This window comes from Streptomyces sp. NPDC001700, assembly GCF_053596435.1.
Map to the genome: position 1 here is coordinate 39,921 of NZ_JBSFGE010000016.1, position 26,504 is coordinate 66,424.

Consider the following 26,504-nt stretch of genomic DNA (forward strand, 5'->3'; position numbering starts at 1 on the left):
GGGCGTGTCAGAGGTACAGGCCCGCGTCCGTCTCGCCCGGCTGGATGGGCACCGAGGCGGGGCGGGTGCCACGGCGCAGGGCGAACAGCTCCGCGAGCGTCGCGCCGTCCCGGCCGAGGCCCTCCTCCGTACCGAGCCAGTTGGCCGCCTCCGCGCGGTTCAGCTTGCCGACCTCGATACGGGCGAGACAGCGGCCGGGGCGGACCACCGCCGGGTGCAGCCGCTCCAGGTCCTCGTTGGTGGTCACCCCGACCAGGACGTTGCGCCCCTGGCCCAGCAGACCGTCCGTCAGGTTGAGCAGCCGGGACAGCGCCTGGCCCGCCGTGTGCTTGGCCTCGCCGCGGATCAGCTCGTCGCAGTCCTCCAGGAGCAGCAGCCGCCAGCGGCCCTTGGCGGAGCCGTCGTCCTCGCCGATGGCGATGTCCATCAGATAGCCGACGTCGGTGAACAGCCGCTCCGGGTCCAGGACGCAGTCCACCTGGCACCAGTCGCGCCAGGAGCGGGCGAGGGTGCGCAGCGCGGAGGTCTTGCCGGTGCCGGGCGGGCCGTGCAGCAGCAGGAGGCGGCCCGCGATGTCGTCCGGGGTGACCTTCATCAGCCCGTCCATGGCCTCGGCGACCGGCGCGGTGTAGTTGTCGCGGATCTCCTCCCAGGTCCCGGCCGCGATCTGGCGGGTGGTGCGGTGCGGGCCGCGGCGCGGCGAGACGTACCAGAAGCCCATGGACACGTTCTCCGGCTGGGGGTCGGGCTCGTCCTCCGCACCGTCGACCGCCTGCCGCAGCACCCTTTCGGCGAGGTCGTCCTCGATCGCGGTCACGGTCACGTCCGCGCCCCGGTTCCACCGGGACACCAGGAGGGTCCAGCCGTCGCCCTCGGCGAGCGTGGCGCTGCGGTCGTCGTCGCGGGCCGCGCGCAGCACGGTCGCGGCGGGCGGCAGCAGCGTGGCGCCCGACTTCACCCGGTCGACGGAGTGGCTGCGGGCATACGGCTGCTCTCCGGTCGCGAACCGGCCGAGGAAGAGCGCGTCGACGACATCCGACGGCGAATCGCTGTCATCGACGTTCAGCCGGATCGGAAGGGACTGTTCGGCGGGTGTAGCGGGCAGGGTCTGCCTCCTGAGAAAGCGGTCCGGTGCGGCGATCGGCGCACCCGGCCCCATGATCCAGCACGAGGGGCGTCGGCGCACCGGGGTTTACGGCCGTTTACCGAGCTGTTCCGAAGAAGCCCACCGGAATGGGGGCGTTCAGGGATACTCTTACCCTTTGTGTGACGTCAAGGACGGAAACGGGGCGGGGCGCGGGTGGGATCCAGGGTGGGAATGCCGGTGGGATCGCGGGCGGGGTTACCAGGAGCGCGGCGGTGGCGGATCACCACGCTGCTCGCCATCGGCATGGGCACGCTGGCCCTGCTGCTGACCACCTGCACGGTCTGGCCGGGTGACAGCGCGGGGCGGCCGGGGGCATCGGCCTCGGCCCGGGAGCGAGCGGCGTCGGCCGGTCTCGGCTGGGGCTTCACCCACACCCAGTACAGCGCCGACCGTGGCACCGACAGCGCCAGGAAGACCGCCGAGTCGCTGCTGTCCGACCACCCGATGCCGCAGAACCAGCACATCATGGGGTGGGGCGCGGGCAACCCCGAGCCGTCCCCGGGCCGCTACGACTTCGCGGACCTGGACCGGCGCGTCGCCCTGATGCGCGAGACCGGCACCGAGCCCGTCCTCACGCTGTGCTGTGCGCCCGACTGGATGAAGGGCGGCGACCCGGGGGACACCGACTGGTCGCAGGACGCCCTGGAGACCGCGCCGACCCCCGACCACTACAAGGACTTCGCGAAGCTCGCCGGGAAGGTCGCCGACCGCTACCCCGAGGTGCGCCACTTCATCGTCTGGAACGAGTTCAAGGGCTTCTTCGACGAGTCCAAGAACCGCTGGAACTACGAGGGCTACACCAAGCTCTACAACCTCGTCTACGAAGAGCTGAAGAAGCGGAACCCGAAGAACCTGGTCGGCGGGCCCTATGTGGTCGCCGACAGCGACCCGCCGGGCGCGGCGGGCGGCGACGACACGGTGAGCGGCCCGTGGGGCTCCCTCGACCGGCGCTCCGCCGACGCCATCACGTACTGGAACGAGCACAAGACGGGCGCCGACTTCGTCGTGGTCGACGGCTCCAGCTACACCCGCGAGGGCGACCGGCTGATCCCGGACGCGTTCCGTGCCACCGAGAAGTTCGAGGACGTCACCCGCTGGCTCGACGGGCTCACCAAGCTGCCGGTGTGGTGGGCCGAGTGGTATGTGGAACCGGCCGCCGACACCAGCGGGGAGAGCACCGGCGGCAGCTGGAGCGAGGCGCACCGCGTCGCCGTCCAGGCCACCGCGCTGACCCGGCTGGCCCGTGGCGGCGCCGCCACCGCCTTCTACTGGAACCCGGAGACGACCGGTGCCTCCTGCCCCGGCTGTCTGTGGCGCCCCACCGAACTGGACGACGGCGGCGCCGCGCTGCCCATGATGGAGCTGCTGAGCCGCTTCGGCCGCGAGTTCCCGCCGGGCACCCGCTTCCGCTCGGTGGACATCGCCGCCGACGACCGGCCCAACGTCCAGGTCCTCGCCGACGACGACGCGACGCTGGTGGTCAACACCCTGGACCGGTCGATCAAGGCGAAGGTCGACGGCCGGTCGTTCGACCTGGACGCGTACGAGGTGCGCTGGTTCAAGCGGTGACGGGCGTCTCACACCATCGTCAGGAACCGCTGCGCCAGCGACGCCAGCACCACCACCAGCAGGGGAGCCGCGAACCAGTACGACGCCTGCAGCAGGCGCAGCCGCCGCACGCTCGGCCGCACCGCCACCCGCACCACCTCGCGCGCCGCGAGCAGCACCATCAGCACCACCGCCGCCAGCGCGCCGGTCACCGACCACGGCGTCCAGGTGATCTGCGGCCCGGCCGGGCCCGGCGTCGGCTCCGGCACCGCACCGCGCGGCGGCGACGCCAGCTCGTACAGCGACGCGTCCTCGTTCGACAGCACCCGGCGCAGCTCCGGGCGGTGGTCCAGGGAGCGCAGCAGCCGCTCCTGCCAGCGCGCCCCGTAACCGGAGTCCATCTGCAGCGAGATGGACTGGCCGCGGCCCACCATCAGATACGAACGCGGCCCGGCGTCCCGCAGCGCCGTCACCAGCCCGCCCACCAGCACCGGGTCACGCGGCGCGAGCGTGGGTTCGTACGCGACCCGCTCCATGTCCCGCGCGCCCCACGGCATCGCGGGGGTGACGCTGTTGACGGGGTCGTCGCTCATCCACAGCACCCGCGCGGTCGGCTTGTCGTGCGCGTAGAGGTACTCCATGGCCGCGACCTCGCCGGGCCGCACCCGCTCGAACGCCTCGTTGCCCCAGCGGGCGACCAGGAAGCCGGACATCAGCGTCAGCCCCGCCACCAGGGCCGCGAGCGGCGCCAGGCCACGGCGGTCCGGCCGCACCCGAGGGAAGATCGCCAGCGCACCGAGCACACAGGCACCCGGCAGCGCGAACATGAAGACGCGCAGCGCCATCTCACCGCCGTAGGACTGCATGCCGAAGCCCAGGAACGGCACGAAGGTCAGCACCAGCAGCGCCCGCTCGGTGAAGCCCGCCGCACGCCGCCGCAACACTCCCCAGCAGGCGAACGCCAGCACCCCGCCCGCCAGCGCCACCCGTACGTACAGCACCAGCTTGTGCACACTGCTGCCGCCCTCGATCCGGCCGGAGACGGACGACGACACATTGCCGCCCACCCCGCCGACCCCGCCGAACAGCTCGTCCCAGTGGCCCGACCAGTACGGCTCCGCCAGGAAGCCGATCCAGACGACCACCATCACCCCGCACAGCAGCGGCAGCCCGTACAGATCGGAACGCCGCACCAGGACCAGCGCGGTCACCACCCCGAGCATCACGAACGGGGTCAGCTGATGCGCCGCAACCGACGCCGCGAAGAACGTGATCAGCAGCCCGAGCAGCGCCGCGCGCTGCCCGCGCGTCGCTTCCGCCACCTCCGCCTCACCGGGCCTGCGCTTAGCCCCCAGCACCCGGGGCTCGCGGAACCACACCAGCAGCACGGCGACGAACACCAGATAGAAGAGGTACGTGAACCCCTGCGGCGAGAAGTAGTCCTGCCCCACCCAGCCGCTCAAGCCGAACAGCCACACCGCCGTCCACTTGGCCCGCCAGCTCGCCCGCACCGCGCGCATCAGCACCATCAGGGGGGCGAGGTAGAGCAGCTGGATGACCGTCGGCCACCAGCGCAGCAGCGCGGAGAAGTCCCGTACGCCGCACGCCTCGGCGAGGAACGCGGCCCCGGCGAAGAAGCCCGGCCAGCTCCAGCGCGCGTCGAGGTCGGGCACGGCGTCGCCGGTCCGGCCGATGTAGTCCAGGAACCCCAGATGCTGCCAGGCGGTCGGGAACCTCGGATGGGTCTCCAGCACGCCGGGCACGGCGTGCAGCGAGACGACGGTGGCCAGCAGGGTGACCGCGAGGAGCGCACGGCGCTGTCGGCCGAGCCCGAGCGCACCGGCGAACACGGCCACGAGCAGCGCGGCCCCCACCAGCGTCGGCACCGGCAGCACCGAGACAAGCCCGAGCCCGCCCATCCGGTCCAGGTCGGCGTCGTCCAGACCGAACAGCGGCAGCCAGTAGAGGACGAGCCCGGCGGCCAGGGCCGCCCAGAGGACGGCCGTCACGGCCTGCGGCCGGGACGTGCGCGTATCGCGCGGCGGCGGCGCTGCGGTGGTGGTGTCAGGCATGGGCATGGAAGGCACGGGCATGGAAGGCACGGGCTTCTCGGTTGGCGGGGGCGTTGGCGGGGGCGTTGTAGGTGGCGCTTCGGGCTGCGGGCCGTACCGCGCGTCGGGGCGGCGCTCCGGGTGGTCGAAGTCCATCCGGACGCCCAGCACCAGCGTGTCCGCGTCCAGCGCCGCGCGCAGCGCCCAGCGGGTGCCGTAGCGGGGATCGTGGGTGCCACGAGGCCGCCTGGCGCGACGGTCGCCGTCCACCGCCAGATCCGCCAGATCGCCGTCGGGCGCGGTGCCGCGCTCCCACACCGGGGTCGGGCCGGGCGGCGGCGGAATCCGGGCCGGAGCGGGGGCCGGAGCCGGGGCCGCGGGCTGGGCCTTGACCACCCGGTACAGCTTCACCGACGCGATCGAGGCGATCACCGCAAGGCTGGAGATCTCCGCGATCCCCGCCCCCACCAGCCCCATCCGCGGCAGCAGCAGCAACGTCAGCCCCAGCACCAGCACACACAACAGCCCCTGGAGATACGCCAGCCCCGAGGTGCGGCTCTGCGCCCGCAGCACCGCGAAGTACACCTCGATGACGACCCGCAGCGCCGCGCCCACCGCGAACCAGCGCAGCAGCGGCGCCGCCGCGTCCGCGTAGCCCGCCCCGAACACGCCCAGGATCCTCGGCGCGAAGACGAACAGCCCGAGGCAGACCGGCACCATGATGCGCGCCATCCGGCGCAGCGCCGCCCGGCAGTTCTCGGCGAGCCGGGCCGGGTCGTGCGCGCCCTCGACGGTCAGCGACGCGCCCATGTTGATGGCGAGCAGATTGACCGTGCCGCCGATGGTGGTGGCGATGTAGAAGTACGCGTTGTCGGCCGAGCTGACCTGCGAGGCGACGATGACCGGCACCGCGTACACCACGGCCAGCGAGAACAGCGACCCCGTGTAGTCCCCGGCGAGGAAGCGGCCCATCTCCCGGTACGACGCGGGCCGCGCCCGGTCCTTCGTCGTCTTCGCGTGCCGTGGCACCAGCCGCCGGAAGACCAGCCAGCCCAGCGGCAGAACGGACAGCGCGATGGAGATCACCCACGAGACGAACACCCCGGCGGTCGGGATCGTGGACGCGAGCGCGAAGAGCAGCAGGAGCTTCGCCGCCAGGAACACCGTATTGCCCACCGGCACCCAGAGCGCGCTGCGCAGCCCGGTGAGCACCCCGTCCTGCAGGGTCAGCAGCGACCAGCCGACGACCGCCACGACGAAGCCGACGCCGTGCACCGGGCCCTGCAGGAAGCGGTACGAGGGGCCCCAGAGGTCCAGCGTGAGCAGGAAGACCACGGCGGCGCACGCTACGACCACAGAACTGCCCGCGTACGTGACGCCCACCAGCCGCCCCGTCGTCCGACCGGCGACCGGGATGAACCGGGCCAGGGCGCCGGTCAGCGTCACCGCGGTGAGCCCCGCGAGGAGCTTCATCGCGGCGATGGCCGCCGAGCCCTGGCCGACCGCGTCGTCCGCGTAGTAGCGGGCCGCGACCAGCCAGAAGCCGAGGCCGAGGACGGCCGAGATGCCCGTGTTGAGCATCAGCGCATAGGCGTTGCGGAACAGCTGGCTGCCGCCGCCGGAGCCGGTCGTCGGCGGCTGCTCGGTGGCCCCGGTGGCCTCTGCGGCCCCTGCGGCCCCTGCGGCCTCGGTCCGGGTGGTCGTGTCGGACACGGGCTCAGCGCACCTTCCCTAAAAGCTGGCGTGATCTGCGGACGAGGGCATAGCCCTTGGTGAGCGCCCGGTCCCGGGCGAAGGCACGGCCCACGGCCCGGCCGTGGACCAGCCGCTCGAACTCCTCGATACGGGTGGTGCGGGCGACCGTCACCCGCCGCAGCGCATATGGTCCCTGGCGGCGGTCCGCCAGCGCGTTGCCCACCGCGAGCGACACCCCGAACCCGGCCTCCCGCACCACCTGCCGGACCCGGCGGTCGGAGTAGCCGTAGGGGTACGCGAACGACACCGGCGGACGGCCCAGCTCGGCCGCGATGATGTCCCGGCAGCGCACCACCTCGAAGCGGAGCCGCTCGTCCGCGAGCTGATCGAGCTGCGGATGGGTGTGGCTGTGCCCGCCGATCTCCACCCCGGACGCGGCGAGTTCGCGCACCTGCCCCCAGTCGAGCATCAGGTCGAGCGCGCCGTCGGTCTCGTACCGGCCGCGCAGCCACCCCGTCGAGGCGAACAGGGTGGCCGCGAAGCCGTGCCGGTCGAGGACGGGGAGGGCGTGCCGGTGCACGCCCTCGTAGCCGTCGTCGAAGGTGATCAGCACGGGGTCCGGCGGCAGCTCCGGGCCCCCGCGCCAGGCCTGGGCGAGCCGTTCGCTGGTCACCGGGGTGAAGCCGGACGCGCCGAGCAGCTCCATCTGCTCGGCGAACGCCTCCGGTGAGACCGACAGCGCGTGCGTCGCCCGCGCGGGGGAGTGGGCCACGGCGTGGTACATCAGTATCGGCACCGGTCGTGTCGTCACGGGGACGGTCATGCCGCCCCCTCGCGTCTCGACTCGGTCGGTCCCTTGTCGGTACGGGCGCCGGGCCCCGAAGCGCCGGATGGCTCAGCGTCGGACGCCGAGGGGCCCGGTACCGCCGCGATCGTGAAGCGGGCGCCGCCCGCCCGGCGGGCCCGGGCGGTGCCGATCAGATAGCCGCCCGCCGCGGCCGCCACACCGGCCACGATCGCGCCCGCGCGACCGGCCCCGCCCGCCCGGCCGAGCAGCGCGTCCCGCACCCCCCGGGCGACACCCGCGGGCAGCACCCGAGTGGTGTAGCGGCGCTCGGTCGCCAGCCCGGCCTGGGCCCCCACGCTGCGGGCGACCAGGGCCTTCGACAGCCCCTCGGCATACGCCCGGCTGCGGAAGTAGCCGAACCGCTCCCGCGCGGCGGGCACCTTGTGGTGGATCACCGCGCGGTCGTCGATCAGCAGCACCGCGTCCGGCCGGGCGCGGGTCAGCCGGATGCACAGCTCGGTCTCCTCGCAGCCCAGCGGCCGCTTGTCGCCGTCCCGCCCGATGCCGCTCGCGAAGCCGCCGACCGCGTCGAACGCCTCCCTGCGGAACGAGGCGTTCCCGCCGAGTACGTTGCGCACCCGGACCCGGCCGGGCGGCAGCCCCCGGTACGTACACCCCACGACCCAGTCGAACTCCTCCGGGAACCAGGCCGGGCGGCGCCGGGACGCCCACACCGGTTCGGTGCGCCCGCCGACCGCCAGCACGCGCGGATCGGCGTACCCGGCGGCGAAGTGGCGCAGCCAGTCCCGCTCGGCGACCGCGTCGTCGTCGAGGAACGCGATCACCTCGCCGGTGGACGCGGCGATGCCGGTGTTACGGCCCGCGGACAGGCCGCGGGGGCCCGCGTTGGCGAGCACCCGCACCTCCTCCTGCCGGTAGTGGTCCCGGAGCCGCCGCAGCAGCGCCGGGTTGTGGTCCACCACGAGCAGCGTCTCCTCGGCGGGCCGCGACTGGTCGCGCACCGAGGCCACCGCGGCGAGGATGTCGTCCCAGCGGTCCTCGGTGTAGACGCAGATCACCACCGAGATCGCTGGTCGCGGTCGGGCGAGCGTCAAGACACCTCCCCGCGGACCGCCGGGGGCGCCACGGCCGGGCGGCCGGGCCGCCGGACGCCGCGCTCGCGCAGGATCACCTTGAGCACCCGCAGCCCGTCGCGGACGGCCCGCAGATTGCTGGCGCCGTGGATGCGCTCGTACTCATGGCTGGGGATCTCCTGGACCCGCAGCCCGGCCTTGACCACCCGGATGTTCATCAGCGTCTCCACCTCGAACCCGGCGCAGTCCAGCGCGATCTCGTCCAGGCAGCGGCGCCAGAAGGCGTTGTAGCCGTAGCACAGGTCGGTGTAGCGGGCGCCGAACTTGCGGTTGACGATCGTGGTGAGCGCGCGGTTGCCGAGCTTGCGGATCGGCGTCATGTCGTCCGTGCCGCCGCCGTTGGCGAAGCGCGACCCCTTGGCGAAGTCGGCGCCCGACACCAGCGCGGACACATAGCTGACGATCTCGGACCCGTCGGCGGAGCCGTCCGCGTCCACCATGACCACGATTTCCCCGGTGCAGGCGGCGAATCCGGTGATCAGCGCGTTCCCCTTGCCCTTGCCGCGCTGCGGGACCACCTTCACGTCCGGCCACAGTTCACGGGCCACCCGGACCGTGTCATCCGTGGAATTGCCGTCCACCAGGACGACTTCATGAATCCAGTCCGGAAGGGTCTTGAAGACGTACGGAAGATTCTCGGCCTCGTTCATCGCCGGAATCACGACGCTCACCGGCGGCGCGATCGCGAGATGCGAGGTGATGGGCCGGTATCGGGATGATCCGGCGGACGGTGCGATGTCGGTCGTGGCCGGTCGCACAAAAGAACTCATGACGATGTTTCCCTCTCGTCCGGTGGACCACCGTCCCCACGGCGGTCCTTTGGTGTATCCGGTTCGAAAGGGGGGTCCTCATCCGCGCATGACGACATGGACGTATCGGCACACCGTGCAGAGCAGATGAGCTGGCTGTTACTGGCCTCGCGGCCCGCGCCCCGGCCGTCTCCTCACAACAGGCAGGAAAAACCGGACGCGGCACCCCCCTACCGCGTCCCGCTCGGAATCCATCGCGGCGCTCGAGCCCTCCCCTTGAGCCGCGTTGAATGATGGTCCGATGCGGGTTGAGTAACGACGGTATTGCTGCTGCTACATCTCTGGAGCCTCTTGACCCTAGGGCAAGACGGCGGTGGCGACACCTCTTTCAGAAACGTTGCCCGTCATTTCTCTTTCCCTTTCTTCCCGGCCGCTCGCACACTCCCCATGCGTTTCAGTAGCCGGTCGGCCGGACCGAAAAGCTCCGGCCGGGAAAGCACCGTGTTCCGCAGCGCCCGCACCGGGGCACGCCGTGCCCGATGCCCCAGCGCCACCGGGTGGCGGCGCATCACCCACCCCTCCGACACGCTGAGATCGCGTGTCTTCAGGGAGTCCTTGTACTGCTTCTCACCGCGCCCGAGATCCAGATAGTCCACGCCCTGGGCGGCGGCTCCCTCCGCCATCCGCAGGTGCAACACCAGACCGGGCGAGAATTTGGCGAAGTCCGGGTCGTACGCGGGAAACCAGCACGCCAGGACGCGATCCGAGCGCAGCCCGAAATGCGCGGCGACCGGCCGCCCGCCCGCGTACAACACCGACAGCATCCCCGCGAAGGAGTCACCCCGGGTGTGGAACAGCTGCCGCAGCAGCCGGATGATCCACGGATGGGCGAAGCGGTCGCTCCGCCCGGTCCTGCGGTACTGCGCGGACTTCCACCCCATCAGCGTGCGCAGCACGGCCGGGTCGCGCTCGTCATGGACGTACGACACCTCGCCGACATCCCGGCCCAGCTTGCGCTCCTTGGCCAGCGTCGAGCGCATGAACTTCGGCGAGCGGGAGCGCAGTTGGGCGAGATACGCCTCGTACCCCCGGTCGACGTCGATCACCGGGGAGCCGTACGCGCCCCGCGCCGCCATCTCGAACGGCTTCTGGCCCTCCACCAGGTGGTCGAACTCCCACACCGCCAGCCCGCAGGCCCGCAGCAGCTCCCGCGCGTCCCACTGGAACCCCGGGCGGTGCACAAGACCCTGCGCGTCCGACAGGCCGAGGCCGATCGCCCGGCCCACCCCGAACCGGGTCCGCTGGAACGGGAAGAAGCCCACCGGCTCGCCGTCCTCACGCAGGACCGCGATCCGCACCCCGCGTCGGCAGTGGCCGAGCGCGAGCGCGAACTCGGGGGACAGGAAGGGGTTCGCCAGCTGCGGCGCGCCCTGCAGATGCGCCTGGGTCTGCATGGCCGTCCAGATCGCCCGGTCCGCGGCGGTCAGCTCGCCCGGCCGGTACACACGGATGTCCACGGGTCAGCAGCCCCCGCCATCTTTGAGGGCCCGGGGTCGTTTTTCGCCGGAGCGCCGGGCGCGCGTGAGGAGCGCCGGGGTCAGTATCAGCAGGCTCAGCAGCCCCACGGCGGCCACTCCGCCGCGCACCGACCAGACGTGCAGCGCGAGCATCGTCTGCGCCACCAGCAGATCGAGGGCGAGCGCGCCCGCCACCCCCAGCACCGCGCGGGCCGCTGCGTCGAGCCCGCGCAGGGCGCTGCCGAGCGCCGCGGCGGGCGCCGCCAGAAGGAAGAACAGAGTGAACGGCGCGCGCAGCGGCGAGTCGAAGTCCGCCAGCGTGAGCGCGGCGCCGATGGCCGCGATGCCGACGGCCGCCCCCGCGGCCACCGGCACTAGTTCGGCGCGTGCCGATCTGTTGTCAGTGTTGGTCTGCATTGGCGACTTTGCCCCCCGAAGCGCCGGATGCCGGGCTTCAATGTCGCGCAGGGCGCCAAGGCCCGTCAAGACGGGAAAAGTGTGCGAACGAACCATGCGAGAGCGCGTGGTTGAGCGCCCACCAAGGGTTTTGCGCGCTCCGCGCGCCAGGCGCGCGCCGGAGGATGCGTGCAGGATTCACCCTTTTGAGTGATCGAAAGATTTTGGACAGCTACACGCATAGATCATGATTCTGGGCGGCATGACATAGCCATGTCATGCCGCCGATATATGCACGGTGGCGTGATTGACGGTTTCGAACGTGATTGCCCCGCTTCGGGGTGATTGCGCCTCACATCGGCACAGGAGTGATCCTGCTAGGGAGATTCGAATGAAACTGTCCAGACTCACGGCGACCTTAGGCGCGTTCGTCGTCGGCGCCGTCCTCGCCCTCACCGGGGCCGGTGCCGCCCACGCCACCGGGCAGAGCGCCGGGCCCGCCTATGTGGCGCTCGGTGACTCCTACTCATCCGGGGTCGGCGCGGGCAGCTACGACAGCGCCAGCGGTTCCTGCAAACGCAGCACCAAGGCGTACCCCGCGCTCTGGGCCGCCGCCCACTCCCCCTCCAGCTTCGCCTTCACCGCCTGCTCGGGCGCCAAGACCGGTGATGTGCTCAGCGGTCAGCTCGGCCCGCTCAACTCCGGCACCGGACTCGTCAGCATCAGCATCGGCGGCAACGACGCCGGTTTCGCCAGCGTGATGACCACCTGCGCGCTGTCCGGCGAGAGCGGCTGTCTCACCGCCGTCGCCAACGCCCGTACGTACGCCGAGAACACCCTGCCCGGCAAGCTCGACCAGGTGTACGACGCCATCAGCGCCAAGGCCCCGTCCGCCCATGTCGTGGTCCTGGGCTACCCGCGCTTCTACAAGCTGAAGGGCTCCTGTCTGCTGGGCCTCAGCGAGGCCTCGCGCGCGGCCATCAACAACGCGGCCGACCTCCTCAACTCCGTCACCGCCAAGCGCGCCGCCGACCACGGTTTCGCCTTCGGTGACGTCACCCCGACCTTCACCGGCCATGAGATCTGCTCCGGCAGCGCCTGGCTGAACAGCGTCACCTTCCCCATCGAGGATTCCTACCACCCGACCGCCGCCGGTCAGTCCGGTGGCTATCTCCCGGTGTTCACCTCAGCTGCTTGATCGGTTCCGTTCCCCGAGGCTTCCACGCAGAGGAGGAGGCCCCGTCCGTCGGGGCCTCCTCGCACGTCGTGGTGAAGTCGACGCGCGAGGACGTGGCGGATGTGGCGCCCTTCTGGCCCCTGGTCTCCACGGCGATCCAGTCCTTGTGCGCGCCGCCCGGCTGATAGGACAACTCGGTGTGGCGCACCGTCTCGGACGTGGTGCCGTCGCCGAAGTCCGCCCACTTCCAGCCGCCGTCCACGACCTTGCCGCTGCCGGTGATCCAGCGGTATTCGACCCTCGCGGGGGCGCGGTTCACGGAGAGCGTCGCGGAGAAGGCCGGTGCCTCGCCGGTCGGGGGCGGGCACGCTCCCCGGTAGTCGGCGCGCTCTGCCTTGATGACGACGGTGACGGTGAGGTCGGGCGCGGTGGTGCTGGTGGTCGTGCTCGCGGGGCGGGAGGCCTCGCCGTCCCCGCTGCCCTTGGTGGCATCCGTGGCCTCCGTACGGTGCGTGCCGGTGGCGGTCGTACGGCCGCCGCTGCCACCGCCGCTCTTGTCGTCCTGGCCGTCGTCGTTCAGCAGCGCCCACGTCAACCCGCTCAGCGCCAGGACGCCCAGCAGCGCCCCGGCCGCGATCGCCGCCACCGCGCGGCGGGGGTGCGGCGGCGGTGGCTGGTCGTCGGCGGGTCCGGGGCCGGGCCCGGGGGATGGGGTGGCCGACGGCTCCGCCGCCACCGGGGGAGGGGGCGTGGCGGTCGTGCCCGATCCCGGCCGTACGTCGCCGGGCGCGCCGCCCGCGGCCACCAGCCGCAGCTGCCGTTCCGCCTCCGCCGCCGTCGTCCGCCGCCGTGGATCCTTGTGGAGCAGCCCCTCCAGTACGGGCCTCAGCGGCCCGGCCCAGCGGGGCGGCGGTAACGGCGCGTCCACCACGGCCCGTAGCGTCGACAGCGGCGTGTCCTGCCGGAACGGCGAGAAGCCCTCGACCGCCGCGTACAGCGTCACGCCCAGCGACCACAGATCCGCCTCCGGGCCCGGCGGCGCGCCGAGCGCCCGTTCCGGGGCGAGGAATTCCGGCGAGCCGACCAGTTCCCCGGTCAGCGTCAGCTCCGTCGCGTCGCCCTCCACCATGGCGATCCCGAAGTCGGAGAGCACCACATGGCCGTCGTTCGCGAGCAGTACGTTGCCGGGCTTGACGTCCCGGTGCAGGACGCCCACCGCGTGCGCGGCCCGCAGCGCCGCCAGCACCTCGGCGCCGACGAACGCGGCGCGCGCGGGCGGTACCGAACCCTCCGCCTCCAGTACGTCCGCGAAGGACAGCCCGCGCACCAGCTCCATGACGATCCATGGGCGGCCGCCCTCCATCGCCACGTCGTACACGGTGACCACGTTGCGGTGCGAGACCCGTGCCGCCGCCCGGCCCTCCCGCTCAAGGCGGGCGAAGAGCCGGTCGACCTCGCGGGCGGCGAGCCCGGACGGAGCCAGCACCTCCTTGATGGCGACTTCGCGGCCCAGCGCCTCGTCGTACGCCCGCCACACCACGCCCATGCCGCCGCGGCCCAGCTCGCCGAGGAGGCGGTAACGCCCCCCGGCCAGCCGCTCACCCCGCCCGCCGAAACCCTCTTCGCTCATGGCCGAGCCCTCCCCCCAACCGAGCAATTCGGGCTGAATTTACCTCAACCGAGCGTTGTTGCCGCCCCCCTGAGCACCAATCCGCAGCCGAGGACGAGGACGACGGCGGCCGTACCGAACGGCGACGCGCGGTGCAGCACCCCCAGGACCTTGTGGCCCCGGCCCGCCCGCTCCCGGCGGGCCATGAGCCGCTCGGCGGCCTCCTGGCCCACGCGTACCGCCGTGAACCCGGCCGCCGTGAGGGTCAGCGCCAGCCCGAGCCCGTACGCGATCACCAGCACGACCCCGAACCAGGCCTGGCCGAGCGCGGCGGCGCCGACGAGCACGACGACGGCGGAGGGGCTGGGGACCATGCCGCCCGCGAAGCCCATCAGGAGGGTGCCGCGGAGGGTGGGGCGGAGTTCGTGGGTGTGGGTGTGGCCGTCTCCGTGGTCGTGGGTGTGCGTGTGCGTGTGGCTGTGCCCATGCCCATGCCCATGATCGTGACCGTGATCATGGGCGTGGTGCTGATGCTGATGGGCCTTCACATGCCGATGCCTGCGTACGGCCTTGCGCAGTAGCCCCGCGCCCGTCAGCGCGACCAGCGCGCCGCTCGCGATGCCCAGCCAGGAGATCACCGAGGGCGCGGCCGCCGAACCCGCCGTGACCAGCAGCCCCAGGGCGAACACCCCCATCGTGTGGGTGACCGTCACCGACGCGCCCAGCGCCAGCACATCGCGCATCGCGCTGCGCCCGCCCGCCGCGGCGGCCGCCGCCATCATCGTCTTCCCGTGGCCCGGGGCGAGCGCGTGCATCGCGCCCAGAAGGACCGCGATGCCGAAGGCGGTCATCGCGAAGCCGAAGGTGATGTCGTGCCGCGCCACCATCGAGGTGAGCGCCTGCGTCCAGCGGTCCGCGCCGCGCGGCAGCACCGACGAGCCGACCGCGTCGTCCCGGTCGGACGCTGCGGTGGCGGCGAGCGCGGGGCCGCCCGGCTCGACCCGGAGGGTGGCGGCGCGCTGGTCGAGCGGCGAGGACAGCTGGCCCTTGGGGTAGCTGACCAGCCGGTGGGAGACCGAGCGGGCGGGGACGGTCGAGTCGGCGAGCGTCATCCGGTCGCCCTGGGCCGTCAGCTCACGCCAGCCGGGACCGGCGCCGACGTCGTGGGGGCGGTAGGTGATGGCCGCCTCGCGCGCCTGCGCCAGGTCGGCGGTCAGACGGCAGTCCACGCGCAGGGTCGGCAACCCGGCCTGCCCGGGCCGGTTGCGGGCCGTGCTGCTTTTGACGCGTACGGCGGTCTTACGGCCGTCCACGGTCAGCCGCGCCTTGTCCGCGGCGGTCGCGCAACGGGTCTCGGCCCAGGTGCTCAACTCGCTCCGGGAGAGGGTGTCGTCGCCGTTCCGGTCGATCTGGGCCTTCGCCTGCGCGGACGGGATCTCGGCCAGGTCCTCGACGTGGTCGACGCGGACGGCGTCCTGCGCGATGACGATGCCGTCGTAGCGGTTGACGGTGAAGTTGCCGAGGGGGTGGGCCTCAGCGGTCCCGGCGGGCAGCATCACCGCCGCCACGGCCCCCAACAGCACCCCGGCAGCCACCACCCGCCGCCGCAACCGCCGCCGCGCCGCCACATCCCGAGGATGCCCGGAGCGGGTGCGCTGCCGCGTGGCTGCGGGCCGGTGGGTGGTTTTGTTCCCCCACCCCGCCCCTCCCCGAACCCGGGACTCCGCCCCGGCCACGGCCGGGTGGCTCGGCGCGGGGTGCGCGGTGCGCGCTGCCCCAGGCTGCGTCGGAAGCTTCACCCCGGCTCCCGCCGCGCGCTGCGCCTTGGCTTCCGCCGGGAGTTCCGTCTCGGGTGCGGCTGGGTGGTTCGGTGTGGGGTGCGCGGTGCGTTCTGCCCCGGGCTGTGCTGGGAGCTTGGCCCCGGCTCCCGCTGTGTGCTGCGCTGCGGGCTCCGCCTCGGCTTCCGCCGGGAGTTCTGCCCCGGGCTGTGCCGGGTGGTTCGTCTCCGGCTGCGCCGTGCGCTCCGCCTTGGCCTCCGCCGTGTGCTCTGCTGGAGTTCCCGTCGTGTGCTGCGCCTCGGCCCCTGCTCGGGGTTGCGCCCCAGACCCCGCCGCGCGCTGCGCCTTGGCCCCTGCTCGGGGTTGTGCTCCGGCCCCCGCTGGGTGCTGCGCTCCGGGCGCTGCCGGGGGGTTCGCCTCGTGCTTCGCGGGGCGCTTTGCCTCGGGGCCTGTGGGGCGGTCCGCCCCGGGCCTCGCGCGGTGCTGCGTTGCGGGTTCTGCCGGGGACTGCTCCCCGGACCTCGACGGGTGGTTCGCCTCGGGGATGGGGTTGGCCGGGGCGTCGGCGGGCTTCCCGGCCGGGAGGCAGGGGCGGAGCGCCGGTGGGGGTTCGGGGGCGGAGCCCGCGTGGGGGGCCGGGGGCTTGCCCTCGGGGCGGGTAGGGGCGGGGTGGGGAGAGGTCATCGGGCACCGCCCAGTTGCTTCAGGGTCTCCTTGGCGTCGCGCGCGCCGGTGGGGGAGAAGCCCGGGTTGAGGTCGAGGGCGGCCGAGAGATGGTCGCGGGCGGACTTCTCGTCGCCCAGGGACTTCTCGATCATGCCGCGGTGGTAGAGGAACGCCGCGTTGCGGTAGCCCGGTTCGGCGGCGCGCTTGGCGGCGGTGAGGGCCTCGCGGTCCTTGCCGTTGCGGTGGAGGGCCCAGGCCAGGGCGTCGGCGGTGTGGACGGTCTCGCGGCGGTCCCATTCGGCGCGGGCGGCCTTCAGGGCCTCCTTGACGTCGCCGTGGTCGGCCGCGACGAGGGCGCTGTCGAGGTCGGTGGCCACGCCGTTCGCGCGGGCCAGGGTGATCCAGGTGTCGACGACCGCGTACTGCTGCTTGGCCTTCTTGGCGTCGCCGCGCGCCTCGTACGCCTCGCCCAGCGCCGCCAGTTGCGCGGGCAGCGGGGAGCGCCGTACGACCGCTTCCAGGTCGCGCACACCGGCCGCCGTACGCCCCTGGGCGACCGCCGTGCGGCCGCGGTACTCCAGGGCCGGGAGGTAGCCGGGTACGGCGCGCAGGGCCGTGCCGAAGGCCTGCCGCGCGGTGTCGTACCGGCCCTGACCGAAGGCGAGTTGGCCGAGGGAGGTGGAGACGTAGGCGATGTCGCTGGGCGAGGTCGCGGACTCCCGCGCGCTGTCCAGGACCCGGCGCGCCCCCTTCGTGTCGCCCCGCAGCTCCATGACGTAGGCGAGCCGGGTGAAGACGGGGATGCCGGGCCGCACCGTGTCGGCGTGCTCGGCGGCGGAGAGGGCGTCCTTGTAGCGGCCCAGCTCCACCAGGGCGTCGATGCGGACGGCCATGGCCGACTGGCTGTAGGAGTTCACCTTCAGCGCCTTGTCGGCGTCCCGCAGCGCGCTCGTGAAGTCGTGCCGCGCGGCGGCGAGGGAGGCTCGCCCGGCGAGCGCCTCGTCGTTGTCGCGCGGCTGGACGGCGAGCGAGCGGGCGAAGGTCTTCTCCGCCTGCGGATAGCGGGTGGGGTCTCCGGTGCTGCGGGCCTGTTCGATGTAGGCGGCCCCCAGCCCGGACCAGCCCGAGGCGTCCTTCGGCTGGGCGCGCAGATGCTTCTGCAGGGCGCTGATCCGCCCGGCGAGACCGTCGGCCGAGACCTGCTGGAGCGAGGCAGGCGCCCCGGCGGCGCGCAGCGTCACCGGTTCGGCGGGCCGCTCGGCGGGCGTTCCGCTGAGTACGGACGAGGCGGCGGTCAGACCCACCGCGAGGGTGCAGACGACGGCCGCCGTGCGGACCGTGCGGGGGAGGGGTGGCCGGAGAGCCATGGGTGACAGCTGCCTTTCGCCATAACGGCCGTAACGGTGGAAAGGGGGGCGCGGGCCCGCACGGCTCGGAGCGTGGGGGGTACGAGGGGCGGGACCGCGCCCGCGGGGTGGTGCGAGAGGAGACGGGCGCGGGTCAGTGCCTGCGCGCGCGGGCGGTGGCCGGACGCCGCGACTTGCGCAGCCAGAGGAGCCCGAGGCCCACCAGCAGGACGGCGCCGCCGCCACCCGCCGCGGACCCGGCGAGCAGCATGGTGTCCTCCGAGGAGCCACCGGTGCCGTTGCCACCCTCCAGCAGGGACGAACCGGCGCTCTTGGAGACGGCCTTGGCGTCCGAACCGGAGCTGGGCAGCGCGAGGAACGGGAAGGCGCCGTAGAACTCCTGGTCGTTCTTGTCGACCGCGTCGCCCAGGTCGTTCTTCTTGCCGAGGAGTTCGCCCTCGACGGCCTGCAGCGAGATGTCCAGGACGTCATCGAGCGGACGCCGCCCGTTCGGGAACCCGGCGTTGTCACCGTCGAGCACACCGAGCCGCTTGGGGTTCTTGGCGGGCTCGATGGAGGTGTTCAGGCGCAGCATCTCGGAGGGGCGGACGTGCGGCGGCTGGTTGAGCTTCGGCACACCGGTCAGGAAGACCTGAACGAGGTCGTCACGCGGGGTGTCGGGGGCCTCGATCTTGTAGATCTGCTCGATCAGCTCGGGCAGCTCCGGCTCCGTGACGGACTTCAGGAACTGGCCGTCGTCCCACGGGGCCGAGGCGTTGAACCTGTCCTTGTCCTTGCGCGGCAGGACCACCTCGTTGACCAGCGGGTTGCCGAGCCGGGAGACCTGGGCCCAGTCACCGCGCGCGGTCTTGCGGTGGACCGTGGACCACACGCCGATCACCGGCTGCTCCTTGGACTCGACCAGCGCGCTGGTCGGCACCTGGAGGGCCAGGGACTGGACGTTGTACCCCTTGAGGGTGTCGTTGCCGATCTCGGACATGTCGCCGCCGTAGAGCAGGTCGAAGACCCGCAGATCGGCGAAGAACGGGTCGTCGGCCTGACCGGCGAAGCTGGTCGAGCCGCCGCTGTAGCCGATCTCCTGCACCGCCTGGTCGCGGAGCTTCTTGTAGTCGGGCATGGACGCCTTGCCGACGTTCGACGGGGCGACCGGGAGGTCGTTGGCGAGCTTGGCCCGGTCCACGGCCCGCTGGTTCTTGAGCTTGAAGACCTCAAGGTCGTAGCTCTGGGTGAAGTTGAGGTCCGGGTCGTCGAGCGATTCGACCGGGCCGGTGTTGTAGAGGAACGTGTCCCCGTTCTTCACATGGTCCTCGAACGTCCACCGGAAGAGCAGATCGCCCTGACCGTCGCCGTCGTTGTCGACGTGCAGGTCGTACCGGGCGTCCGTGCCGAACTTGTAGAAGTTCGGGCCGCCGGCCGGGTCCTGGAACGGCAGGAAGTTCGTGACCAGGGTGGTCGTGTCCGACTTGTCGGGGCTCTGGAACGCGTACACGTCCGTCGCGTCGTACTGCGGCTGCCCCGAGATCAGTGGCGCCTCGCGGTGGCTGGAAGCCTCGGCCGTCTGCGGCTGCAGCGCCGCGACGCCGGCGGCCGTGAGCGCGCCCGCCGCCAGCGAGCAGCAGACGAGCCCTGCCAGGCTCCTGGTGATTGCGGTCATCGTGTCGGTCCTTCGCACCTTGCCGGATGTTCCTTCATGCGGCTATTCGGGGCGGAGGGCCGAATGGCTTGGCGCGTTCTGTAATTTGTCACGAATCGCAAAGGGGCTCCCACCGGGGCCGATCTTCACTGTATGGGCGTCAACGCCCTTGACGTGGTGGTGAATCAGCGACCTGGGATGCGCGGGTGACGGTTCGGGGAGGTAGGGTTACTCTGCCCGGGGCGGGTGCCCTCGTACGGGTGGGGAGTGACATGGAGCAGATAACAGTACGTAGCAGGCCTCGAGTGCCTGCCATTCATTGCGGGAGCGGTGCGTCCAGCGCGCGCCTCGACCGCCATCTCGCGGTGCTGGGCGGTCCGGCCGTCCCCGAGCGGGAGGCCGAGAGCGCGACCGTGCTGATGCAGGAGCTGATCGCACGCGATCACGCACGCGCGAAGAACAGCCGGGGCGCCCGGGTGTCGCTGTTCGCGCCGCTGCGCCGACTGCGGCGCTCGCTGTTCGGCAACCACGCCTGACCCACCGCGCCTGGACCGCCCCGCCAGGCGCGTCACGCCCGCGCACGCTCGCGCCCGCATCCCGGGCAGGCACCGGACGAACCGGCCCCGCTCCCGCCGGTGAGTCCGCGCTGTGAGGACACCCGCGGCCGCCGTGTGCGACACGGCGCGCCGCCGTCCTACCGGGACACACCGCGCCACAGCGCCGCCGCAGATCACGCGGTAGATCACGCCGCAACTCACGCCGTAGATCTCAGCGCTTCTCACAGCAGCGCGAACTGCCCTTCCGGCCCCTCCTCCTGGTGATCCAGCACCGACGCCGGGCGCCGCGCCGCGGCGGGCACCGGCAGCACCCCGGCGGCGCGCAGCTCCTCCGGGCCGACCACCGGCCCTCCGGCCACCCGGTCCGCCAGCGCCTGCCGCGCCGGGCGCAGCTCGGCCAGCAGCGCCAGCACGGTGATCAGCTCCAGCAGCTCCGACGTCCAGGCCCGCGGCCATCCGGCCGGTGCTCCGACCGCCTCCAGCGTGCCCGGCTCGGCAGGCGCCGTACGCCGCTCGAACCACGCCTCCAGCACCCGCACCCCGCCCGCATGGGCCTCCCACGCCGCCCGGGGTACGGGGGAGATGCGCCCCTCGCCCAGCAGCAGGGCCGCCTCGTCCGGGTCGTAACCGATCGTGTCCGGCAGCCCCCGCTCGGGCAGCGGGGCGCGCACATACGGGCGCTGGCCACCCGGCATGCGCGGGCGCTCACCACTGTGCGCCCCGCGCGTATGCAGCCACAGCGCACGGCGGCCCAGCTCCACGCCCGTCTCCCAGGTCTCGGGATCGGCGGTCAGCGGTACGGCGCACGGCGCGCCCCGGTGCGCGGCGGCGGCCCAGGCGAGGAAGTCCTCGGCGGTGACGGGGTGGCCGAGCGATGCGCCGAGGTGGGCGAGGAGCCCCGGCGCGAGATTGGGCTCGCGCCCGCCGGGGCGGCGGTAGAACGGGCGGATCAGCCCGGGGCGCCCGGCCGGGGAGTGGCCGTCCGGCAGCAGCGCCGAGAAGGTGAGCACCGGGTCGGGGCCGGGCCCGCCCGCCTCCACCACATGGATCTGCCGGTCGTCCGCGACCCGCCACAGCTCCGGGCGGGCGGCGTCGATCACACGGTGATCCGGTATCAGCCACTGCTGGTCGAACGGCCCGTGCGCGATCCGCACCGGCTCCGGACACGGGCCGTCCTCGCGGGCCAGCCGGGCGGTCGAGGTGGCCTGGCCGGGCAGCTGCGGTACGGAGGTGTGCAGCGTACGGGCCCGGCTCGGCCGGAACAGCGCCGCCCGCTCGGCCTCGTCCCCCGCACCCACCAGCCGCGCCCAGCGCGCCCGCAGCGCCCCCGCGTCCGGCCCCGCGACCCAGCCCCGCCCGAACCGTGGCGGCCGCACGGACCAGGGCATGAGATCCGCCAGCAGCGCTGCGTCTCGGGTAGCCGTCACCCTGCCGCCTTTCACCCGGCACGTACGTCGGTCAGCCCGGGCATCGTAGCTGTGTCCTCGGGGTGGTCAGTCGGCGTCCACCGTCACCGAGAACGAGAAGCGGTCGCCCCGGTAGTGGATGCGGGCCACGTCGACCACCCGGCCCGTGTCGTCGTACGTCACCCCCGTGTAGTGGAGGATCGGGCTCAGCAGCGGGATCTGGAGCAGGCGGGCGGTCTCCGGGTCGGCCAGGCGCGCTTCCACCGTGTCGGTGATGCGGCTGATCCGTACCCCCACCGCGTCCCGCAGCACCTTCGTCATCGGCCAGCGCGCCAGATCGGCGAGGTCGATACGGGCGGCCAGCTCCGGGCGGACCAGGTTCTCGGCCCAGTTGGTGGGCTCGTCGGAGCGATCGTCCCGGCGCAGCCGACGGTACGAGGCGGCCTCCTCCAGGCCGGGGAAGTACCCGGCCAGCTCCGCCGGGACCGGCGCCGGGCCGTGCTCCAGCACCGTGGTCCGCTCGCCGGACTGCTGGGCCACGATGGCGTCCACCGAGCCCAGCAGCCGCACCGGCGTGCCGCGCCGCGCGCTCGGCTCGATGAAGGTGCCGCGCCGCCGGTGGCGGCTGATCAGGCCCTCCGACTCCAGCTCCTTCAGCGCCTGCCGCATCGTGAGGACACTGACGCCGTAGTGCTCGGCGAGCCGGTCCTCGGTCGGCAGCCGCAGCGGCTCATCGGGCCCACGGCCGAGTATGGAGGCGCGCAGCGACTGCGAGACCTGGTACCAGAGCGGCAGCTTGCGGTTCAGGGCGAGGGAGTCGGGGGCGAAGGTGGTCACAACGCGGTTCTCCGGTCACGGACGGTCTTGAGCATCAGGCGCGGAAGTGGCGCTCCAGACCCTGCCACACCGTGTCATAGCCGCTCTGGAGCCGGTCGGACTCCATCGCCTGCCGGGTGGCCGTCACCGGCCAGCGCGTCTCGAACATGAACGCCAGCCCGTCGTCCAGCTTCCGGGGCGTCAGCTCGGCCGCGCTCGCCGCCTCGAAGGTGTCGTGGTCGGGGCCGTGCGCCGACATCATGTTGTGCAGCGAGCCGCCGCCCGGGACGAAGCCGCCCGGACCGGCCGTCTTGGCGTCGTACGCGCCCTCGATCAGGCCCATGTACTCGCTCATCACATTGCGGTGGAAGTACGGCGGCCGGAAGGTGTCCTCGCCGACCAGCCAGCGCGGCGCGAACACCACGAAGTCGACGCCCGCGAGCCCCGGGGTGTCGGACGGCGAGGTGAGCACCGTGAAGATGGACGGGTCGGGGTGGTCGTAGCTGATGGTGCCCATGACGTTGAAACGGCGCAGGTCGTATACGAACGGCACATGGTTGCCGTGCCAGGCGACCACGTCGAGCGGGGAGTGGTCGTACGTCGCGGACCAGAGGTTGCCGCAGAACTTGTTGACCACCTCCACCGGGCGCTCCACGTCCTCGTACGCCGCGACGGGGGCCAGGAAGTCGCGGGCGTTGGCCAGCCCGTTGGCGCCGATCGGGCCGAGGTCGGGGAGGACGAAGGGGCGGCCGTAGTTCTCGCACACGTAGCCGCGCACGCACGCGTCCAGCGGCTCGACCCGGAACCGCACCCCGCGCGGGATGAGCGCGATGTGGCCCGGCTCGGCGCGCAGCAGCCCCAGCTCGGTGTGGATCAGCAGCCCGCCGCGCTCGGGGACGATCAGCAGCTCGCCGTCCGCGTCGCTGAAGACCCGGTCGGTCATCGGCGCGTTGGCCACGTACAGGTGGATGGCCATGCCGGTGCGCTGGGTGGCGTCGCCGTTGCCGCCGAGTGTCCACAGGCCGGACAGGAAGTCGGTGGGCCCGGCGGGCTCGGGCAGCGGGTCCCAGCGCAGCCGGTTGGGGTCCGGGACGGAGCCGGTGAAGGGCGCGCCGCTCAGGGTGCCGTTGCCGACCCGGACGAACGGCGGGTGCGCGGCCGAGGGGCGGATGCGATACAGCCAGGAGCGGCGGTTGTGGGCGCGCGGCTCGGTGAAGGCGGTGCCGCTCAGCTGCTCCGCGTACAGCCCGAGGGGGGCGCGTTGGGGTGAATTGCGGCCGACGGGCAGTGCGCCGGGGACCGCCTCGCTGCTGTGCTCATTGCCGAACCCGGAGGTGTAGGCCAGCCCTTCGGCGGCCTTGCGCGCTCGCTCGATCCCCGTGCCCTCGCCCATGGCGTGCTCCCGACGCTCCGACGAATCCTCTGTCCTACGATAGGAATCGAAGACGGGCCACGTCAATGATCGGGCAGGATGGTGGCGTGCCCATACCGCCTCTCCGCCGCCCCCCGGTCCAGCGCCGCAGCGCCGAACGCCTCGGCCGGATCCTCGACGCCTGCGCCGAGCTGCTCGACGAGATGAGCTATGAGCAGCTGAGTACCCGCGCCGTGGCCGAGCGCGCCCAGGTGCCCATCGGCTCCGTCTACCGCTTCTTCTCCAACAAACGGGCGATGGCCGAGGCCCTGGCCCACCGCAACCTCGACGAGTACGCCACGCGCATCACCCGGCGGCTGGCCCTGGCCGGGGCGGACGGCAGCGACTGGCGCGCGGCGATGGACATCGTCGTGGACGAGTACCTGGAGATGAAGCGCGGCGCGCCGGGCTTCGCGCTCGTCGAGTTCGGCATGCCCGTCCCCGCGACCGGCCTGCCCGACCAGCCCAACCACCTGGTGGCCGACCGCCTCCGCGCCCTCCTCGCCGAGCCGCTGGGCATCGACGGCACCGCCGAGGCCGACGAGCGGCTGCGGGTCGCCTTCCTGCTCGCGGTCGAGACGGCGGACGCGCTGCTGCGGCTCGCCTTCCGGGTGCACCCGGAGGGGGATCCGGCGGTCGTCGCCGAGACGAAGGAGCTGCTGCGGGCGTATCTGGCGCGCGTGCTGGATTAACGGCCCGCGCGACCGGTACCCCGGCGGCATACCCGTCGGTATGGTGAGGCGTCGTCGCAGCCGTACCGTCCCCGGGAGGGACCGATGAGCCGTACCGCACTGCGTATCTGCCCACTGTGCGAGGCCACTTGTGGGCTCACCCTGACCATCGAGGACGGCGCGGTCACCCGGGCGCGCGGCGATGCCGAGGACGTGTTCAGCCGGGGGTTCATCTGCCCCAAGGGCGCCTCGTTCGGGGAGCTGGACGGCGACCCCGACCGGCTGCGGGGACCCCTCGTACGACGGGACGGGCAGCTGCGGGAAGCGTCGTGGGACGAGGCGTTCGACGCCGTCGCGGAGGGGTTCGGGACGGTCCTCCGGGAGTACGGACCGCAGGCCACCGGGGTCGTCCTCGGCAACCCCACGGTGCACACCGTGGCCGGGGCGCTCTCCGTGCCGGTGCTGCTCGGCGCCCTCCGGACCCGCAACGTGTTCACCGCGAGCACCCTCGACCAGATGCCCAAGCACGTCTCCAGCGGGCTGATGTACGGGGACGCCTTCGCCATCCCGGTGCCCGATCTGGACCGTACGGACCACCTCCTCATCCTCGGCGCCAACCCGCTCGACTCCAACGGCAGCCTCTGCACCGCCCCCGACTTCCCCGGCCGCCTGCGCGCCCTGCGGCGGCGCGGCGGCAAGCTGGTGGTCATCGACCCGCGGCGCACCCGCACCGCCAAGGTGGCCGACCGGCATGTGGCCATCCGGCCCGGCACGGACGCGCTGCTGCTGTTCGCGATGGTGTGGGTGCTCTTCGACGAGGGGCTGGTGGACCCCGGGGCGCTCGGCGCGCACCTCAGCGGCATCGAGGAGGTGAAGGCCCTGGCCGAGGGCTTCACCCCGGAGGCGGTGGCCGACGCGTGCGACGTGCCCGCGGCCGAGATCCGCACCCTGGCCCGCGAATTCGCCGCCGCGCCCCGGGCCGTGGCGTACGGGCGCGTCGGCTCCAGCACGGTCGAGTTCGGCACGCTCACCAACTGGCTGGTCGATGTGCTGGGCGCGCTCACCGGCAATCTCGACCGGCCCGGCGGCATGATGTTCCCGCTCTCCGCGACCGGCGGATGGAAGCGCCCGGCGGCGCCCGGAAAGGGGTTCGCGCTGGGCCGCTGGCACAGCAGGGTCAGCGGCCACCCGGAGGCCAAGGGCGAGCTGCCCGCCGTCGCGCTCGCCGAGGAGATCGAGACGCCCGGCGACGGGCGGATACGGGCGGTGCTGGCGATCGCGGGGAACCCCGTACTGTCCGCGCCGGACGGCGACCGGCTCGACCGGGCCCTGGCCGGGCTCGACTTCATGGTCAGCGTCGACCCGTATCTGAACGAGACCTCGCGCCACGCCCATGTCGTGCTGCCGCCGCCCCCGCCCAGCCAGAGCCCGCACTTCGACTACGCCTTCAACGGCTTCGCCATCCGCAACCAGGTCCGCTACACCCGCCCGGCGGTCCCGCTCGGCCCCGGCCGGATGGCCGAGACCGAGATCCTGGCCCGGGTGGTGCTGTGCCTGAGCGGTCAGCACGGCGCCGACCCGGCGGCGGTGGACGCCATGGTGATCGATGCGACGCTCGGCAAGGCCGTCGCCGACCCCACCGCACCGGTCTACGGGCGCGTCGCCGCCGAACTCGCCACCCAGCTGACCGGGGACACCGGCGCCGAACGGCGGCTGGACATGATGCTGCGCCTCGGCCCGTACGGCGAGGGCTTCGGCGCCGACCCCGACGGCCTCACCCTGGACCGGGTGCTCGCTCATCCGCACGGCATCGACCTCGGCCCGCTGGGCCCCCGGGTCCCCGCGCTGCTGAAGACCCGCAGCGGCACGGTGGAGCTGTGCCCGGAGCCGATCGCCGCCGATGTGGGGCGGCTGCGCCGGGCGCTGGACGAGCGGCCCGGTGAACTGCTGCTGATCGGCCGCCGCCATCTGCGCTCCAACAACAGCTGGATGCACAACGTCCCGGCGCTGATGGGCGGCAGCAACCGCTGCACGCTCCAGGTGCACCCGCGGGACGCGGCGCGGCTCGGGCTGGCGGACGGCGGGCTCGCCCGGGTCACCGGCGACGGGGGCGAGCTTCAGGTGCCGGTGGAGGTGACGGACACGGTGCGCACCGGAGTGGTGAGCCTGCCGCACGGCTGGGGCCATGCCCGCCCCGGCACCCGGCTCACGGTCGCGCAGTCCGACCCGGGGGTCAACGTCAACCAGCTCATCGACGGCTCCCGGCTGGACCCGCTGTCCGGTACGGCGGTGCTCAACGGATGTCCGGTGCGGGTGACGGCCCTTCCGCTCACCGTGACCATGGCCGCCCAACCGGACTGACCTGGGGT

19 protein-coding genes are annotated in these 26,504 nt (G+C 72.8%); 5 read left to right on the forward strand and 14 right to left on the reverse strand.

Annotated elements, in window-relative coordinates; translation table 11 throughout:
* Positions 1-7: 7 nt before the first annotated feature.
* Positions 8-1,159, reverse strand: coding sequence for a DUF5925 domain-containing protein (locus ACWC5C_RS27365; RefSeq protein ID WP_450879515.1), 1,152 nt, complete (start codon positions 1,157-1,159; stop codon positions 8-10).
* Between the two features lie 159 nt (positions 1,160-1,318).
* Between ACWC5C_RS27365 and ACWC5C_RS27370 the strand changes: the two genes are divergently transcribed.
* On the forward strand, positions 1,319-2,716 hold the full coding sequence (locus ACWC5C_RS27370; RefSeq protein WP_450879517.1) for a xylan 1,4-beta-xylosidase: 1,398 nt from the start codon (positions 1,319-1,321) through the stop codon (positions 2,714-2,716).
* 8 nt (positions 2,717-2,724) lie between these two features.
* Here the strand turns inward: ACWC5C_RS27370 and ACWC5C_RS27375 are convergent, their stop codons facing one another.
* The 6 genes from ACWC5C_RS27375 to ACWC5C_RS27400 form a co-directional block, all read right to left on the reverse strand.
* A complete protein-coding gene (locus ACWC5C_RS27375) occupies positions 2,725-6,459 on the reverse strand; it encodes a lipopolysaccharide biosynthesis protein (protein ID WP_450879519.1) in 3,735 nt (1,244 codons plus the stop codon).
* Between the two features lie 4 nt (positions 6,460-6,463).
* Entirely contained in the window at positions 6,464-7,264 is an 801-nt protein-coding gene (locus tag ACWC5C_RS27380) for a polysaccharide deacetylase family protein (protein ID WP_450879521.1), read from the reverse strand.
* Positions 7,261-8,343, reverse strand: coding sequence for a glycosyltransferase family 2 protein (locus ACWC5C_RS27385; protein WP_450879523.1), 1,083 nt, complete (start codon positions 8,341-8,343; stop codon positions 7,261-7,263). Before ACWC5C_RS27385 ends, ACWC5C_RS27380 begins: the two co-directional genes overlap by 4 nt.
* Positions 8,340-9,152, reverse strand: coding sequence for a glycosyltransferase family 2 protein (locus ACWC5C_RS27390; protein ID WP_450879525.1), 813 nt, complete (start codon positions 9,150-9,152; stop codon positions 8,340-8,342). The genes ACWC5C_RS27385 and ACWC5C_RS27390 overlap by 4 nt, the downstream gene beginning before the upstream one ends.
* A gap of 383 nt (positions 9,153-9,535) precedes the next feature.
* On the reverse strand, positions 9,536-10,648 hold the full coding sequence (locus tag ACWC5C_RS27395) for a GNAT family N-acetyltransferase (RefSeq protein ID WP_450879527.1): 1,113 nt from the start codon (positions 10,646-10,648) through the stop codon (positions 9,536-9,538).
* Between the two features lie 3 nt (positions 10,649-10,651).
* Entirely contained in the window at positions 10,652-11,065 is a 414-nt protein-coding gene (locus ACWC5C_RS27400; RefSeq protein ID WP_450879529.1) for a hypothetical protein, read from the reverse strand.
* A 370-nt stretch (positions 11,066-11,435) separates the two neighbouring features.
* Between ACWC5C_RS27400 and ACWC5C_RS27405 the strand changes: the two genes are divergently transcribed.
* Positions 11,436-12,242: an SGNH/GDSL hydrolase family protein gene (locus tag ACWC5C_RS27405; RefSeq protein WP_450879531.1), complete on the forward strand. Its 807-nt coding sequence runs from the start codon at positions 11,436-11,438 to the stop codon at positions 12,240-12,242.
* Here ACWC5C_RS27405 and ACWC5C_RS27410 read toward each other — a convergent pair.
* The 4 genes from ACWC5C_RS27410 to ACWC5C_RS27425 form a co-directional block, all read right to left on the reverse strand.
* The gene (locus ACWC5C_RS27410; RefSeq protein WP_450879533.1) at positions 12,226-13,851 is read right to left on the reverse strand and encodes a serine/threonine-protein kinase; all 1,626 of its coding nucleotides are present in this window, start codon (positions 13,849-13,851) and stop codon (positions 12,226-12,228) included. The genes ACWC5C_RS27405 and ACWC5C_RS27410 overlap by 17 nt on opposite strands.
* A gap of 44 nt (positions 13,852-13,895) precedes the next feature.
* Positions 13,896-15,386, reverse strand: coding sequence for a HoxN/HupN/NixA family nickel/cobalt transporter (locus ACWC5C_RS27415; RefSeq protein ID WP_450879723.1), 1,491 nt, complete (start codon positions 15,384-15,386; stop codon positions 13,896-13,898).
* Positions 15,387-16,288: 902 nt separating this feature from the next.
* Positions 16,289-17,641 carry a tetratricopeptide repeat protein gene (locus tag ACWC5C_RS27420; RefSeq protein ID WP_450879535.1) on the reverse strand — a complete coding sequence of 451 codons (1,353 nt, stop codon included), beginning with the start codon at positions 17,639-17,641 and terminating at the stop codon, positions 16,289-16,291.
* 133 nt (positions 17,642-17,774) lie between these two features.
* Positions 17,775-19,295, reverse strand: coding sequence for a DUF4331 domain-containing protein (locus ACWC5C_RS27425; protein ID WP_450879537.1), 1,521 nt, complete (start codon positions 19,293-19,295; stop codon positions 17,775-17,777).
* Between the two features lie 251 nt (positions 19,296-19,546).
* Here ACWC5C_RS27425 and ACWC5C_RS27430 point away from each other — a divergent pair, with 251 nt between their 5' ends.
* Entirely contained in the window at positions 19,547-19,810 is a 264-nt protein-coding gene (locus ACWC5C_RS27430) for a hypothetical protein (protein ID WP_385442032.1), read from the forward strand.
* Positions 19,811-20,052: 242 nt separating this feature from the next.
* Here the strand turns inward: ACWC5C_RS27430 and ACWC5C_RS27435 are convergent, their stop codons facing one another.
* From ACWC5C_RS27435 to hmgA, 3 genes are all read right to left on the reverse strand, one after another.
* On the reverse strand, positions 20,053-21,219 hold the full coding sequence (locus tag ACWC5C_RS27435; RefSeq protein ID WP_450879725.1) for a type ISP restriction/modification enzyme: 1,167 nt from the start codon (positions 21,217-21,219) through the stop codon (positions 20,053-20,055).
* A gap of 105 nt (positions 21,220-21,324) precedes the next feature.
* Entirely contained in the window at positions 21,325-22,074 is a 750-nt protein-coding gene (locus ACWC5C_RS27440) for a GntR family transcriptional regulator (RefSeq protein ID WP_385442029.1), read from the reverse strand.
* A 34-nt stretch (positions 22,075-22,108) separates the two neighbouring features.
* A complete protein-coding gene (gene hmgA / locus ACWC5C_RS27445) occupies positions 22,109-23,446 on the reverse strand; it encodes a homogentisate 1,2-dioxygenase (RefSeq protein WP_450879539.1) in 1,338 nt (445 codons plus the stop codon).
* Between the two features lie 65 nt (positions 23,447-23,511).
* Here hmgA and ACWC5C_RS27450 point away from each other — a divergent pair, with 65 nt between their 5' ends.
* Both ACWC5C_RS27450 and ACWC5C_RS27455 read left to right on the forward strand, forming a co-directional pair.
* A complete protein-coding gene (locus tag ACWC5C_RS27450; RefSeq protein ID WP_450879541.1) occupies positions 23,512-24,156 on the forward strand; it encodes a TetR family transcriptional regulator in 645 nt (214 codons plus the stop codon).
* Positions 24,157-24,240: 84 nt separating this feature from the next.
* Positions 24,241-26,496: a molybdopterin oxidoreductase family protein gene (locus ACWC5C_RS27455; RefSeq protein ID WP_450879543.1), complete on the forward strand. Its 2,256-nt coding sequence runs from the start codon at positions 24,241-24,243 to the stop codon at positions 26,494-26,496.
* Positions 26,497-26,504 lie beyond the last annotated feature (8 nt).